Genomic DNA, 15,751 nt, shown 5'->3' on the forward strand with positions numbered 1-15,751 from the left:
ACCTTTTAAATAAGGTTTTAACATTTTCCACGTTTCAATTAATTTATCGTGAACAGAATTGAATTGATCTTTTGTTTCGCCGAAATAATTTTCCATCCAAAGCCATTGTACCACACCACATTCAAACAATGAAGTTGGTGTATCTGCATTGAATTCTAATAATTTAAGTTGACCATTTTTATAGGCAAAATCGAAACGACCATAAATACTTGGTGCATCATTTTCCCAAGTATCAATTAAATAAGGTTGAATAAATTTTGGAATTTTAAATTCGTCTAACCGATTATTTTGAATGACATGTTCTACCGCATTTAAGCACATTTCCCATAATTCGTTTGTCGCTTCAAAAAATTGATCCGCTTCTTTTTCTGTTATCGAATAATAATAATCTTCGACCCAATAAGTTTGTTTATTGTCGTCTGTATGAAATCCAAAGCCGATATTTTCTAACCTTTCTTGCCAGTTTTCGTCAGCTTTTATTTTTTTTAATTGCATAAAATTAGTTTAAGATGAAGCTGAACGAGAGGATGCAGATTTTCCAAATCCACCACGAACAGTTTGACTTTTGTATGCTTTCGCTTTTGCAGTGTTTGTTCCGACATTTGATTGTTGATGTAAACCTGGGCTTGCATAACCCATTCCACCACCAGCTAAACTACGGAATGCCATAAACCAAAGCAGAGAACTTCCCATTCCACCATGATGCGAACTGCCAGATTGGGCTGCGTAATTAGAGGAAACATCACTATATGGCGCAGTAGAATCTGCTCGCATATAAACTTTTTGCGCATTATTGGTTACTGCAGGTTCTTCACGATTCATACACGAACTAAGAACCGAAGAAATTAATACCAATGTTACTACTTTACTCGCCCTTTTTTCTCTTTTATTCATCATTATTTATTGTATGGTTACGTAAATAGGAATTTTTGTCGAATCTGTAGGGGTATATTGTTTATGTGTAATCAATGTATCTACTTTTTCGGCAATCATCATATCATTAGCCCAAATTTTTTGTTTGGTAATATGTAAAACAGAATCACCTTTAGTTTCTGTTGTTAAGACAACTTCGCGTGCTGATTTTTTATTTAATTGTTCTAAATTTTGATTTTCGTTTTGATTGGATTGACAAGCAATAAATGTTGTCAAAATAAGTGTTAGGAATACGATCTTTTTCATGTTTTTTAGAATTCTAACAAAGTTACATTATTTCACAAAAAAAGCACAATCCGAAATTTCCGAATTATGCTTTTGAATAAGTATAGTCTTATTATTTATTATTTCTAATGATTTAATACTAATAATTCTTCTTTTTTCATAGAACCTGTTTGTTTCAATCTTGTGTGCCAAGAGAACGCTTCTTCTAAGATATGTGGTGTTTGACCACCTCTTTCTGCACAAGCTCTTTCGAAATAAGATAATAATTCAGCTTTATAATCTGGGTGAACACAGTTGTTGATGATTTCGATTGCTCTTTCGCGAGGAGCTAAACCTCTTAAATCAGCTAAACCTTGTTCTGTTACAATAATATCAACATCGTGTTCTGTATGGTCTGTATGTGAAACCATCGGAACAATAGAAGAAATATTTCCACCTTTTGCAGTAGAAGCAGTAACAAAGATTGAGATAAATGCATTACGAGCAAAATCTCCAGAACCACCGATTCCGTTCATCATGTGAGTACCAGAAACGTGAGTAGAGTTTACGTTACCGTAAATATCACACTCTAAAGATGTATTGATCCCGATAATTCCTAAACGACGAATCACTTCGCAAGAGTTAGAAATAGATTGTGGACGTAAAAGGATTTTTCCTTTGTAGTTGTCAACATTTCCAATTACACGATCGTAACATTCTTGAGAAACTGTCATTGAAGATGCTGAAGCAAACTTCATTTTTCCAGAATCGATTAAATCAAATGTAGAATCTTGTAAAACTTCTGAATACATAACTAAATCTTCGAAGTCGGAATGCTCTAATCCACCTAATACAGCATTTGCAACTTTTCCAATACCACATTGTAATGGCATCAAAGATTTTGTAAGACGTCCTTCTTCTACTTCATTTTCGAAGAATTTTACAATATTTTGTGCAATTGCCGCAGTCGCTTCGTCAGCTGGTTGAATATCTCCAGGAGCATCTTGAATGTCGTGGAATACAATTCCAACAATTTTAGAAGGATCTACTTTTATTGTTTCACGTCCAATTTTAGAATCACAAGAAGTGATGTTAATTGGGGTACGTTTTCCATATTCTTCTACACTATAGATGTCGTGAATACCTCTGATATTTGTAGGGATAGCTGTATTAATCTCGATGATTAATTTATCAGCATTTTCTGCAATTTCTGCATTATTACCGATAGAAGTTGTAGGAACTAAAGAACCATCTTCTAAAATTTCGGCAACTTCTAAAACACCTAAATCAATCTTAAATTGACCATCTAAAATATGTTCAGCTGATTCTCCTAAGTGTTGATCTATAAATAATACATTTCCTGCATTAATATTTTTACGCATTACAGTGTCAACTTGGAATGGTAAACGTTTTTTTAACGCTCCACTTTCTACCAAAGCAGCGTCCGTTCCATGGCCTAATGATGCACCAGTAACTAAAGTGATTTTTAAATTTTCAGATTTGGCACGCTCCGCAACAGCTTTTAATACAACTTTTGTATCACCTCCTCTTGTAAAACCACTTGAACCTACAGTCATTCCATCTTCAAAAAATTTGGCAGACTCCTCTGCTGTCATTACCTTTGATTGTAAGTCAGTTAATTTTATTCTTTCCAACATAATGCAACTTATTTTCTAATACTTTTCAATAATTGTACCCTTCTCAGTAGAGGGAATTACAAATATTGTATAATTTAATAAAAAGTCAATATCAATAATAGTCAAATAATTATTCATTTCAGACACTTTTATTTGTGTACTTGATACATTATATCAAATAAATTATTATATTAGTTCACAGATTAAAAAACTATGAATATACACTTAGATAATAAATTCGAAACACGATACTACCTAACCGAAATTGATAAACTACCGACCTCTATTTTCTGTTATCACAAGGAAATTTCGGAGGCATACGTTGTAGAGCACAAACATAATAAAGCGCAATTTCTTTATTGTGAGGGAGGTATAGTGTATGTCAAAATAGGAAAAGATACTTTTTATTTACCTGCAAGACACTATATGTGGATACCGCCTCATGTTGAACACAGTATACACCCAAATACACCAGATGTAATCATGAGAAATTTATATTTTCCTATAAATGAAAGCGATAATTCGTTTTATAAGAAAGTAGGAATTTATCCAACTGATGGTTTACTTTTAGAACTTTTATTGTTCTCTAATCAATGGAAAGGTGACATAGTGCCTGAAAACAGAAGCGAATATGTAATAGCACAAGCATTTAAAGAAATTTTACCTAAAGTAAGTAAAAGCAGTTTACGATTAGCTTTACCACTTCCACATGATGAACGTCTGAAAAAAATTGTACAATTCTTAGATGATAATATGGATTCTTCGATCACAATGAAAAAAATTACAGCAGAGTTTGGGTTTTCAGAACGATCATTGTCACGTTTATTTCAAAAAGATTTGAATATGACATTTGTGCAGTACTTTACTATTCTAAGAATGTTACGTGCTTTACAGTTATTGATTGACAATACATATTCTATCAGCGAAATATCAACTATGGTAGGATACAATAGTTTACCGACGTTTAGTAATACTTTTCAAAAAGTGATTGGTGTACGCCCTACAGATTACTCAAAAAAGAAAGATATATTATAATAAGATATGAAAATTTATCAAGTAAGTGGATTAGGTGCAAATGCAAATGCATTTAGAAATCTGCGCTTGGAACAAGATTTTGAGCAAGTTTATATTCCTTGGTTAGACCCAGAGAAAGACGAAACTTTGGCTCATTATGCTGAACGATTATTAGATAAAATAAATCCCACAGAAGAATTTCTTTTGATGGGATTATCTTTTGGAGGAATAATTGTACAAGAAATGAATCGTTTTATTGATCCCGCGCATACATTTTTAATTTCTACAGTTAAGAATAGAACAGAGATTCCTAAATTATTTCGATTTTCTGCATTGATCAATGCGCATAAAATAATTCCAATGAGTTTTTTAACTTCAGATCGAACATTTTCTTATATGATGATGAGAAAGTTGTATTATACAGATCGTGAAAAAGATAATATAGATGATATTTTTGAGTTTAAAAATGCGGATTATTTAAAATGGTCGATTCATAAGATTGTTAATTGGGAACACTCTGCTGCTTATCACGAAAAAAATGTAACGCACATTCATGGAACAAAAGATATCGTTTTTCCGATTGAATACATCAAAGATGCTATACAAATAGATGGCGGAACGCATATTATGGTGATGCAAAAACCAAAACAAGTAAGTGAAGAAATCAATAAAGTTTTGACTACATTATAAAAAGAAAAGCTTGAACATTTGTTCAAGCTTTTCTTTTTATAATTCTTTTTCTGTTTGATCTTTTTCTTCAAAATAACTTCTTTCTAAAGCTAAATTTTCGGAATTGATTACATCAAATTCACCAATCTTCGTTCGTCTTAACGCAGTTAAATATCCTCCCGAATTTAAAGCTTTTCCAAAATCATAAGCCAACGAACGTATATACGTTCCCTTGCTGCAATTCACTTCAAAATCAACAAAAGGTAAATTTATTTTTGTTATTTTGAAATCGAGAATATTAACTTTACGTGCTTTTCGTTCGATTTCTTGACCATCACGTGCCAATTCGTACAAACGTTTTCCGTCCACTTTAATTGCCGAATGCATTGGTGGAAATTGTTCAATTTCTCCTATAAACTGCTTCGTTGTTTCGTGAATAATTACTTCTGTGATATGTTCTGTAGGAAAAATTTCGTTTTCTTCTGATTCTAAATCATAAGTTGGAGTAGTTACGCCTAATTTGATTGTTCCTGTATACGTTTTTTCTTGTGCCTGAAATTCGTCAATGCGTTTTGTCCATTTACCTGTACAAACCAATAAAAGACCAGTGGCTTTAGGGTCTAAAGTTCCGGCATGACCAACTTTTATTTTCTTTAAATTATAAGCTTTTCTGATGTTCCAACGAATTTTATTGACTACATCAAAAGAAGTCCAATCAAGTGGTTTGTCAATCAAAAAAACGTGACCTTCTTGTATTTTTTCTACGTTCATTTTAGTTGTGCTGAATCATTGTAGTTTCTACTGAAGCGGCATTGTCTTTTTCAACTTGAGATGGAGTAGTGTTCCAGAAATAAATCAATAAAATAATTCCGATAATTATTCTGTACCAACCCCAAAACTTGAAACCATATTTTGTTAAAACAGCAATAAATGTTTTTACAGCGATCAAGGCAACGATAAATGCAACCACATTTCCAATGATAAATAAAGTAATATGATGTTGATCTTGTAAAATCATTTCGTAACCTTTCATTGGGTTAGCGGTATTTTCGCCCCATGTTTTTACGAAGATCGAATAGACGGTAACAGCCAACATCGTAGGAACAGCTAAAAAGAAAGAGAATTCGGCAGCAGCTTTGCGTGTTAAACCTTGTGTCATACCACCAATAATTGAAGCAGCAGAACGAGAAGTTCCTGGCATCATGGCTAAACATTGCCAAAAACCAATAATGATTGCTTTCTTTATGGTAATTTCTTTTTCATCATCAATTTTAGGGTTTTTGAACCATTTATCTACAAATAATAAGATGACACCTCCAAAAACTAACATACCAGAAATTGCGATCTGATTTCCTAAAACAGCTTCAATTTTATCATCAAATAATTTTCCTAAAATTAACGCAGGAACTACAGCTAATGCTAATTTGATGTAAAAGTTGAAATTAAAATTTTTGAAGTCAAAGAATTTTTTCCAATACAACACAACGATTGATAAAATCGCTCCAAATTGTATTGAAACTTGAAACATTTTTAAGAATTCGCTTTCTGGCATTCCCATCAACGCAGCGGTAAATCCCATGTGCGCTGTAGAAGAAATTGGTAAATATTCGGTAAGACCTTCTATAATAGCAATGATAATTGCTTGTAAAGTATTCATTATTTTTCTTTATTCGGATTGATTAAAATGGCATAAATTTCAACGATAAAACCTGCAACAACTAAAAATGGAGCTAATCTAATTCTTCGGAAAGAATAGATTTCGTCGTTCCAATAATTAGCATCCCAAGTTCCATCAGGTTTTGTGTTGGCATCGTGTCCTGTCATTAATAAAAAGCCAAGACCAATTAGTGCAACACCAATTGCCATGAAAATGTAATTTCTTTTTCCGAATAAAAAAGTAAAACCAGCAGTATTTGTAACTGCTGATTTTTTTGTTGTATCGATAGAATTTGATTTCATTAATAAAGTTGATCAGTTTTTAATCTTAAATAACGCCATGCAGCAAACAATGTACTAAATACCGCAATTACAACACCAATTCCAATAAGAATAATGATTAATGGTGTAAAGTTAGGGTTCCAAATAACCAAACCTACTTTTGTTGCTAAAATGTACCACAAGAAACCTAAACCAATAACGGCAATAAATGCTGCTAAGAAACCTAAAATAGCTGCTTCTATTAAGAACGGTTTTACAATAAAACGTCTACGAGCACCTACTAATTGCATTGTTTTAATGCTAAAACGTTTCGCATAAATTTTCAGGCGGATAGAATTGTTGATTAATACAACTACAATTATCAAGAAGATAACAGCAAATATCATAATCCAAAACGTAATGTTGTTGATACTATGATAAATCGTTACCATTGCTTCTTTATCACTCTTTACTTCATCTATGATTTGATTTTTTGCTAAAACTTTGTTGATCGAATCAATTTGTTCGACAGATTCTATCATTGCAGGGTTCAACGTAATTTGAACCGAAGCAGGGAAAATACTTTCTTCGAAGAAATCACTACCATCTGTACCTAAATCTTTTTTGGCAATTTTTGCAGCCTCTTCTTTGCTAATATATTGTGTAGCTTCAACAAAAGGGTATTTAATTTTTAACGAATCGATATAAGATTTTTGTAAATCGAGTTCCTTATCTTTTAATTTCGGATCTTCGACATCTTTAAAATATGCCTCGATTTTTAACTCTCTTTTTAGATGTTCTGCGTAACTTTGTGCATTAATGACAATTAAGCCGAAAATACCTAATAGAAATAAAACAAGCGAAATACTAATCACAACAGTAATGTTAGAAGAGCGCAGTCTTTTTTTCTCAAATTTATCGTTCGTTTTTGACATTTGGGTTAATTTTGGGGCTAAGATAAAAAAAACTTATTTCGCAAGAAAGATATTCCGTATATATTCTACGGTAAGTTGGTTAAAGAAAACTTAAAATTTAGAATTTTTGAAAGTAAAAGCTAAAAAACATTTAGGTCAGCATTTTTTGAATGACGAAAATATAGCACGAGATATTGCTGAAGGATTGACTTGGCAAGGATATGATCGTGTGTTGGAGATTGGACCAGGAATGGGAGTGTTGACAAAATATATTTTACAAGCAAAGAAAAATATAGAGGTTGTAGAAATTGATAATGAATCTGTTGAGTATTTAAAAGAATATTATCAACCATTTTATCCAGGATTTAAAATTCATTCTGAGGATTTTTTGAAAATGGATTTCTCATCAAAATTTGATGAACAAATTGCTATTTTAGGAAATTTTCCGTATAATATCTCTTCGCAAATTATTTTTAAAGCGCTAGAAGAGCGTCACACAGTTCCCGAAGTTTGTGGAATGTTTCAGAAAGAAGTTGCCGAACGTATTGCCTCTAAAAAAGGTACAAAAGATTATGGTATACTTTCAGTGTTAGCGCAAGCGTACTATCATTGCGATTATTTGTTTACTGTGCCAGAACACGTTTTTACACCACCACCAAAAGTGAAATCAGGTGTTATTATAATGAAGCGTTACAGAACAGAAATAGAAGGAGTTGAACAAAAACGATTTTTTCAAGTAGTGAAAGCTGGTTTTGGACAAAGAAGAAAAACGCTTCGTAATTCGTTGAAAGCTTTAGGAATTCCTGAAGATTTAAACGATCACGAATTTATGAGTATGCGCGCAGAACAATTATCTGTCGAAGATTTTATTGAATTAACGAAAAGAATGAAATAGATTATGGAGGTGAAAATTACAAAAGATTTTATTGAACTTTTAACAGAAAGAATCAATCAACAAAATGCAAAAGAGGTAAAGGAGATGTTGCAAGATTTGCACCCCGCCGATATTGCCGAATTGTTTGATGAACTTTCGACCAAGGAACAGTCTTTTGTAATTGATTTGCTCGATAACGAAATTTCTGCTGATATTCTTCTTGAGTTAGAAGAGGATGATCGACGTAAATTTCTGAAAACACTTACTGCAAAAGAGATTGTAGAAGATGTGATTAACGAGATGGATACCGATGATGCTGTTGATGTGATTAACGAGCTTTCGGACGAAAAGAAAGATGAGGTAATTGCGCAGTTAGAAGACCAAGAACACGCCCGTGAAATTGTTGATTTATTACGATATGACGAAGACACTGCCGGAGGTTTGATGGGTAAAGAGTTGATCAAAGTGAATAAAGATTGGTCGGTGATTACAGCTGTTAAACAAATGCGTAAACAAGCAGAGGATTTTGAAGAAGTTTTTTCGATTTATGTGGTCGATGAAGATGATAAATTACTTGGGACATTAAGTTTGAAACGTTTGTTAACAACTTCTGCAAATTCTAAAGTAGCCGATGTTTACAACGAAAAAATACAATATGTAAAAACCTATACAACTGACTTGGAAGTTGCCAAAGTGATTGAGAAATATGATTTGTACGAAGTTCCAGTTGTAGATGAATTGATGCGTTTGGTTGGAGTGATTACGGTAGATGATGTGATTGATGTAATTCGTGAAGAAGCTGAAGAAAATTATCAATTGGCAGCAGGGATTACGCAAAATGTAGATTCGGACGATAGTATTTTGAAGTTAACACGAGCTCGTTTACCTTGGCTTTTATTGGCTTTGGTAGGTAGTTTTATTGCAGTAAATGTATCTCAAAGTTTTAGTGATGCAATGGATTTGTATCCTCAACTATTCTTTTTTACACCACTTGTTGCTGCCATGGCAGGAAATGTTGGCGTGCAATCTTCCGCAATTATTGTTCAAGGGTTGGCTAACAGTAATATTTCTGGTTCTATTTGGAAAAGACTCGGAAAAGAAATGTTATTGGCCTTGTTAAACAGTACTTTGTTAGCGCTTGTATTATTAGTCGCAACACATTTTTTAATGAGTACGAGTTATGAAATTTCTTCTACAATAGTATTGGCCTTAGTAATTGTTATGATTTTAGCAAGTTTAATTGGGACATTTATTCCTATTACGTTGCATAAATATGGCGTAGATCCAGCAATTGCAACAGGTCCGTTTATTACAACAAGTAATGATATCTTTGGGCTGTTAATTTATTTTTCGATTGCAAAAATGATTTTAGGATTTTAAACGATAACAAAATGAATACATTGAAAATTATTGGAATTTCAGTTCAGACTTCAAATAATAATCACCAAGCGATTGAAGATTTAGGAAAATTATGGCAGCAATTTTTTACGGATAGTATTATCGAAAAGATTCCTAATAAAATCAATGCTAATATTTATTCCATTTATACAGATTACGAAAGTGATTTTAAAGGAAAATATACAACAATTATTGGTTGTGAAGTTTCTTCTTTAGATGAAATTCCAGAAGGAATGGTTGGAAGAGAATTTCAACCTCAAACGTTTAAAAAATATGTTGCAAAAGGAGAATTGCATGAAGCTGTAGCGAAAACTTGGAATGATATCTGGAATGATGACGCAAATCTAAATCGTACGTATATGTATGATTACGAATTATACACCGAAAAAGCACAAAACCCTGCTGATGCAGAAGTTGAGATTTATATAGGAGTGAAAGCTTGATATTTTTAGTATAAAGCTATAGAAATTAGAGAAAAAGTTTTCTAACTTCTATAGCTTTAATCTTTGAAGTTATTTCCTCAACAAAATCTTAAATTCAGTTCCAGTTTCTTTAGAGGATTTGGCAACAAATATTTTTCCTTTGTGATAATCTTCTATAATTCGTTTTGCTAACGATAAACCCAATCCCCATCCACGTTTTTTGGTTGTAAATCCAGGCTCGAATATCTTTCTTTGTAATTTTGTTGGAATGCCAGATCCAGTATCAGCAATAGTAATTTCCACAAATTTATTGGTTGTCGTAATGGTAATATCCAATACGCCTTTATTTAGCATGGCATCAGCTGCATTTTTCATCAAATTTTCGATTACCCAACTGTATAAGGAAGCATTGAGGTTGATCTTAAACTCTTTCACATCTGTTCTGAAATTAATTTCAATACCTTTTGATATACGTTGCGAAATATAATCAACCGTTTGTTTAGAGGTCGAGATTAAATCGATTGGTTTCAACTCAGAAGTCGAACCTATTTTAGAAAAACGTTCAGCAATATGTTTTAGACGATCAACATCTTTTTCAATTTCCACAACGGATATCTGATCAATATCTTCTAATTTTAAAAGTTCGACCCAACCCATCAGAGAAGAAAGTGGTGTTCCAATTTGATGCGCAGTTTCCTTTGCCATTCCAGCCCATAAATAACTTTTTTCGGTTTCGCGAATAGTTTTGAAATACCAATACGAAAAACCAAAAAAGATTAAAATCAATAAAATAATGATAAGCGGGTAGTATTGTAATTGACTTAAAAGTTTGGAGTTTTTAAAGTAAACAAAATTTTTAGAACCAATTAATTCGATTTCAATAGTTTGGTTAATTGATTTCATTTTTTGTACATATCTCTCTAATTTTACAGAATCTTTTACAATTGATTCATCAATGTTTTTAGTATCTACAATAATTCCTTTTTCATCTACAAGTGCAACCGGAATAGATTTGTTGTCTTTGATTAGTTTAAATAAAAAATCTTGCGTTTTAGAATCTAAAAATTCTGATGAGCTAATTAACTCTAACGATCGGGCATAATTTTCTACACGATTATGTTCTTCAAGTTTTAATTCTTCTACAATTTTGTTACTTGACCAAATGGTAATGGAAAAAATAACAATTATTATAAAGAAGCCAATCCAACGTTTGTTTATTTTTTTTGTTAGAAAATTTCTCATCTAAATGTAAAATCTTTCTTAAATTTATATCAAATGTAATCATTATTTGATTATAATATATTTTTATGGCGCAATAAGATAAATATGATGAAAGTAATTTTTTTTAAAGCCTTAAATAGTTTATTTTTGTAGCTAAATCTCATAGAGAGTAAAATTTATGGATCGTTTTTCGTTTTTAAATGCCGCTCATTTAGAGTTTATAGGCGACTTATATGATCAATACGTCCAATATCCGGATAGTATTGAACCAAGTTGGAAAGCTTTTTTCCAAGGGTATGACTTTGCAAATGCAACATATGATGGAGAGCCATTATTTGCACCAGCACCTAACAAAGGTAATCAAACAACGCAAGCAAGGGTGAATCCTGCCGTTGTTTCTCAAGTTCCAGACAATGTACAAAAGGAGTTTAAAGTGATCAACTTAATTGATGCTTATCGTACACGTGGACATTTGTTTACAAAAACTAACCCTGTTAGAGCGCGTAGAACTTTTGAGCCTTCATTAGATATCAAAAACTTCGGTTTGACTGATGCTGATTTAGGGTTAACATTCAACGCTGGTGAAATTTTGGGAATCGGTGGGCCAATCACTTTACGTGAAATCATTGGACACTTAGAAAACATGTACTGCGAATCTATCGGAATCGAGTATATGTATGTTAGAGAACCTCAAAGAATTAATTGGATTCAGAATTGGTTAAACCAAAACTTGAATCAACCAAAATTATCGAAAGAGGAGAAAGAGCGTGTATTAGAAAAGTTGAATGAAGCTACTGCTTTTGAGAACTTTATGCACACTAAATATGTTGGACAAAAGCGTTTCTCAGTAGAAGGAAATGAATCATTGATTCCTGCTTTGGATACATTGATTAATCGTTCTGCAGATCACGGTGTACAAGAGGTTATCGTAGGGATGGCTCACCGTGGACGTTTGAATGTTTTGGCTAACATTTTTGGAAAATCATATTCTCAAATCTTCTCAGAATTCGAAGGAAAAGCGTTTGATACAGATTTGATGGCTGGTGATGTTAAATATCACATGGGATCATCTAATCAAATCAAAGCATTGAATGGAAAAGAAATCAAAATCAATTTAGCACCAAATCCATCTCACTTAGAGACTGTAGATGCAGTTGTTGAGGGTATTACACGTGCAAAAGCTGAGGAAGATTATAAAGATGATTATTCTAAAATTATTCCAATCTTAATTCATGGTGATGCTGCTGTAGCTGGACAAGGAATCGTTTACGAAGTTGTTCAAATGGCAGGATTAGACGGATATAAAACAGGTGGTACAGTACACGTTGTTGTAAATAACCAAATCGGATTTACAACAAATTATTTAGATGCCCGTACATCTACTTATTGTACAGATGTTGCGAAAGTAACATTATCTCCTGTAATGCATGTAAATTCTGATGATGTAGAGGCGGTAGTTCATGCTTTCCGTTTTGCAGCAGATTATCGTGCACAATTCGGTTCTGATGTATTCATCGATTTATTAGGATACCGTAAATATGGACATAACGAAGGTGATGAACCAAAATTCACTCAACCTAAATTATATAATGTAATCTCTAAACACCCAAATCCTCGTGAAATTTACAAGGAACAATTATTAAAAGAGGGTGTAATTGGAGAAGAAATTGTAAAACAAAAAGAAGCTGAATTTAAAGCGTTATTAGAAAAAAACTTCGAAGCTTCTAAAGAAATCGAACGTAACCATATCTTCCCTTTTATGCCAGAAGAGTGGGAAGGATTTGAAATTGCTGATGATGCAAAAGTTTTTGAACAAGCAAATACTGCTTACGACGAAGCAAAATTAAAAGAAATTGCAAAAGCTGTTTCTACAGTTCCAGAAGGTAAAAAATTAATCAAAAAAGTTTCTCGTTTAATTGAAGGACGTGGAAAAATGATTGAGGAAGATAAAATTGACTGGGGATTAGGAGAAGCTTTAGCTTTCGGTTCTATCTTAACAGACGGACGTAATGTACGTGTTTCTGGAGAAGATGTAGAGCGTGGAACATTCTCTCACCGTCATGCGGTTGTAAAAACTGAAGACACAGAAGAAGAAATTATTTTATTAAACCATATTAATGATGAGCAAGGTCAATTAAGAATCTATAATTCATTATTATCTGAGTATGCAGTTTTAGGTTTTGATTATGGATATGCAATGGCTAATCCAAAAGCATTAACAATTTGGGAAGCTCAGTTTGGAGATTTCGTGAATGGAGCACAAATTGTAATCGATCAATACATTTCTGCAGCTGAAGATAAATGGAAATTACAAAACGGTTTAGTGATGTTATTGCCTCATGGATATGAAGGACAAGGAGCAGAGCACTCTTCAGCACGTTTAGAGCGTTTCTTACAAATGTGTGCTGGTAACAATATGTTTGTTGCAAACATCACAACTCCAGCGAACTTCTTCCATGCATTAAGAAGACAAGTCGTTACTGATTACCGTAAACCATTGGTTGTCATGTCTCCAAAATCTTTATTACGTCATCCGTCAGCTGTATCATCATTAGCAGATTTCACAAATGGAGGTTTCCAAGAAATCATCGAAGATGTAACAGTAGATGCTAAGAAAGTGAAAAAAGTAGTTTTCTGTTCAGGTAAAATCTACTATGACTTAGACAAAAAACGCCAAGAATTAGGAGATAAAGAAACTGCAATTATTCGTTTAGAACAATTATATCCATTAAACGAAGAAAAAGTAGATACTATCATCTCTAAATTTGGTGATGCTAGATTGGTTTGGGCACAAGAAGAGCCAGAAAACATGGGAGCTTGGATGTATATCTTACGTAAATTAAGAAAATATCCATTCGACGTAGTTTCACCAGCAGAAAGTGCAGCAACAGCACCAGGTTCAAGCAAACGTTGGGCTGCAATTTACGAAGAGGTAATTAATAAAGTATTCAATTAAAAAATAAAGCTAATAGATATGTTAGAAATGAAAGTCCCATCACCAGGGGAATCAATAACAGAAGTAGAAATCGCTACGTGGTTAGTAAAAGACGGTGATTACGTAGAAAAAGACCAAGCAATTGCAGAGGTTGATTCAGATAAAGCAACATTAGAATTACCAGCAGAAGAAAGTGGAATTATCACTTTGAAAGCTGAAGAAGGTGATGTTGTAGAAGTAGGACAAGTTGTTTGTCTTATTGATACATCAGCTGCTAAACCAGCAGGAGGAAGCGCTGAAGCTCCTAAAGCTGAAGTAAAAGAAGAAGTGAAAGCTGCTCCAGCTCCAGTTGCAACACCAGCACCTGCTGCTCCAGCTACAACATATGCTACTGGAACTCCATCTCCAGCTGCTAAAAAAGTTTTAGATGAGAAAGGTATTGACGCTTCTCAAGTAAAAGGATCAGGACGTGACGGTCGTATCACTCAAGATGACGCAGTTCGTTTTACTCCAGCAATGGGAACTTCTACTCAAGGAACACGTGCTCAATCAGAGAAAAAATTATCATCATTACGTCGTAAAATTGCACAACGTTTAGTTTCTGTTAAAAATGAAACTGCAATGTTAACAACATTCAACGAAGTTGATATGTCAGCAATTTTTGCTTTACGTAATCAATATAAAGACGAATTCAAAGCGAAACATGGTGTTGGTTTAGGATTTATGTCATTCTTTACAAAAGCAGTTACTCGCGCATTAGAGATGTACCCAGATGTAAACTCTATGATCGACGGTGACTACCAAGTTAAATTTGATTTTGCAGACGTTTCTGTTGCAGTATCAGGACCAAAAGGTTTGATGGTACCAGTAGTTCGTAATGCAGAAAACTTAACTTTCCGTGGTGTTGAGCAATCTATCAAAGATTTAGCAATCAAAGTACGTGACGGAAAAATTTCAGTTGATGAAATGACAGGAGGTACATTTACAATCACAAATGGTGGTGTATTTGGATCAATGATGTCTACTCCAATCATCAACCCACCTCAATCTGGTATCTTAGGAATGCACAATATTGTTGAGCGTCCAGTTGTTAAAAACGGACAAATTGTTATTGCTCCAATGATGTATGTTGCTTTGTCTTATGACCACCGTATTATTGACGGACGCGAATCTGTAGGATTCTTAGTTGCAGTTAAAGAAGCGGTAGAAGATCCATTAAATGTATTAATGGGAGGTGATGCTAAAAGAGCTTTAGAATTGTAATACAAGAACATTCTAACAATCCATAAATTGAAAGCCATTCGTAAGAATGGCTTTTTTGGTTTATGATATTTTCTAATTAATATTATTGTATTCTTTTTTTTAATAAATGAATTTCAAGAATTTCTTCTTTTTAAACAGAGTAAATTTTTTAAATAATTAATTGATAATCACTAAATTATTCTTTAATTTTTAGGAAAATAAATCTATTTGATTTTCCTTCTATCCATCTGTTGATAAAATAGTTTAATTTTAAAGTATTGAATTAACACTTTAATAATTATGAAGAAAATTTACTTATCAGCATTTACTTTATTAATGCTTTTAAATTCGAACGCACAGGTTTATGATGT

The 15,751-nt window shown here is 33.0% G+C and carries 16 protein-coding genes; 7 read left to right on the forward strand and 9 right to left on the reverse strand.

Going from position 1 to position 15,751, the window contains the following annotated elements:
• The 4 genes from Q0616_RS07190 to Q0616_RS07205 form a co-directional block, all read right to left on the reverse strand.
• On the reverse strand, window positions 1-495 hold a 495-nt coding region (locus Q0616_RS07190; RefSeq protein WP_298776120.1), incomplete at its 3' end, for a glutathionylspermidine synthase family protein.
• A 9-nt stretch (window positions 496-504) separates the two neighbouring features.
• Window positions 505-894: a hypothetical protein gene (locus tag Q0616_RS07195; RefSeq protein ID WP_298776123.1), complete on the reverse strand. Its 390-nt coding sequence runs from the start codon at window positions 892-894 to the stop codon at window positions 505-507.
• A gap of 6 nt (window positions 895-900) precedes the next feature.
• Window positions 901-1,179, reverse strand: coding sequence for a hypothetical protein (locus Q0616_RS07200; RefSeq protein WP_188319779.1), 279 nt, complete (start codon window positions 1,177-1,179; stop codon window positions 901-903).
• 104 nt (window positions 1,180-1,283) lie between these two features.
• On the reverse strand, window positions 1,284-2,795 hold the full coding sequence (locus tag Q0616_RS07205; RefSeq protein ID WP_286483343.1) for a succinate CoA transferase: 1,512 nt from the start codon (window positions 2,793-2,795) through the stop codon (window positions 1,284-1,286).
• A 192-nt stretch (window positions 2,796-2,987) separates the two neighbouring features.
• Between Q0616_RS07205 and Q0616_RS07210 the strand changes: the two genes are divergently transcribed.
• Window positions 2,988-3,809, forward strand: coding sequence for an AraC family transcriptional regulator (locus tag Q0616_RS07210; protein WP_225539341.1), 822 nt, complete (start codon window positions 2,988-2,990; stop codon window positions 3,807-3,809).
• 6 nt (window positions 3,810-3,815) lie between these two features.
• A complete protein-coding gene (locus tag Q0616_RS07215) occupies window positions 3,816-4,478 on the forward strand; it encodes an alpha/beta hydrolase (RefSeq protein WP_171622641.1) in 663 nt (220 codons plus the stop codon).
• Between the two features lie 36 nt (window positions 4,479-4,514).
• Here the strand turns inward: Q0616_RS07215 and truB are convergent, their stop codons facing one another.
• Genes truB through Q0616_RS07235 form a run of 4 tightly spaced genes read right to left on the reverse strand, consistent with a single transcriptional unit; the run spans window position 4,515 to window position 7,309 of the window.
• Window positions 4,515-5,228, reverse strand: coding sequence for a tRNA pseudouridine(55) synthase TruB (gene truB, locus Q0616_RS07220; protein ID WP_298776133.1), 714 nt, complete (start codon window positions 5,226-5,228; stop codon window positions 4,515-4,517).
• Between the two features lies 1 nt (window position 5,229).
• The gene (locus tag Q0616_RS07225; RefSeq protein WP_171622643.1) at window positions 5,230-6,114 is read right to left on the reverse strand and encodes an undecaprenyl-diphosphate phosphatase; all 885 of its coding nucleotides are present in this window, start codon (window positions 6,112-6,114) and stop codon (window positions 5,230-5,232) included.
• Entirely contained in the window at window positions 6,114-6,416 is a 303-nt protein-coding gene (locus Q0616_RS07230; protein ID WP_286483340.1) for a DUF3098 domain-containing protein, read from the reverse strand. Before Q0616_RS07230 ends, Q0616_RS07225 begins: the two co-directional genes overlap by 1 nt.
• A complete protein-coding gene (locus Q0616_RS07235; RefSeq protein ID WP_260543974.1) occupies window positions 6,416-7,309 on the reverse strand; it encodes a permease-like cell division protein FtsX in 894 nt (297 codons plus the stop codon). The genes Q0616_RS07230 and Q0616_RS07235 overlap by 1 nt, the downstream gene beginning before the upstream one ends.
• A gap of 106 nt (window positions 7,310-7,415) precedes the next feature.
• On the opposite strand from Q0616_RS07235, the gene rsmA reads away from it, so the two are divergent.
• From rsmA to Q0616_RS07250, 3 genes are read left to right on the forward strand one after another with little or no spacing between them, the layout of a single operon-like run.
• Window positions 7,416-8,183 carry a 16S rRNA (adenine(1518)-N(6)/adenine(1519)-N(6))-dimethyltransferase RsmA gene (rsmA, locus tag Q0616_RS07240; RefSeq protein WP_171622646.1) on the forward strand — a complete coding sequence of 256 codons (768 nt, stop codon included), beginning with the start codon at window positions 7,416-7,418 and terminating at the stop codon, window positions 8,181-8,183.
• Window positions 8,184-8,186: 3 nt separating this feature from the next.
• Window positions 8,187-9,542 carry a magnesium transporter gene (gene mgtE / locus Q0616_RS07245; RefSeq protein WP_298776140.1) on the forward strand — a complete coding sequence of 452 codons (1,356 nt, stop codon included), beginning with the start codon at window positions 8,187-8,189 and terminating at the stop codon, window positions 9,540-9,542.
• A gap of 20 nt (window positions 9,543-9,562) precedes the next feature.
• A complete protein-coding gene (locus Q0616_RS07250; RefSeq protein ID WP_298776149.1) occupies window positions 9,563-10,003 on the forward strand; it encodes a GyrI-like domain-containing protein in 441 nt (146 codons plus the stop codon).
• A gap of 69 nt (window positions 10,004-10,072) precedes the next feature.
• On the opposite strand, the gene Q0616_RS07255 is transcribed toward Q0616_RS07250, so the two are convergent.
• Entirely contained in the window at window positions 10,073-11,224 is a 1,152-nt protein-coding gene (locus Q0616_RS07255; protein ID WP_298776143.1) for a HAMP domain-containing sensor histidine kinase, read from the reverse strand.
• Between the two features lie 157 nt (window positions 11,225-11,381).
• Here Q0616_RS07255 and Q0616_RS07260 point away from each other — a divergent pair, with 157 nt between their 5' ends.
• The gene (locus tag Q0616_RS07260) at window positions 11,382-14,159 is read left to right on the forward strand and encodes a 2-oxoglutarate dehydrogenase E1 component (RefSeq protein ID WP_260543967.1); all 2,778 of its coding nucleotides are present in this window, start codon (window positions 11,382-11,384) and stop codon (window positions 14,157-14,159) included.
• A gap of 18 nt (window positions 14,160-14,177) precedes the next feature.
• Window positions 14,178-15,401 carry a 2-oxoglutarate dehydrogenase complex dihydrolipoyllysine-residue succinyltransferase gene (gene odhB / locus Q0616_RS07265; protein ID WP_188319783.1) on the forward strand — a complete coding sequence of 408 codons (1,224 nt, stop codon included), beginning with the start codon at window positions 14,178-14,180 and terminating at the stop codon, window positions 15,399-15,401.
• The last annotated feature ends 350 nt before the right edge of the window (window positions 15,402-15,751 follow it).

The sequence above is a fragment of the uncultured Empedobacter sp. genome, from assembly GCF_937930195.1.
In the GTDB taxonomy this organism is placed as follows: Bacteria; Bacteroidota; Bacteroidia; order Flavobacteriales; family Weeksellaceae; genus Empedobacter; species Empedobacter stercoris.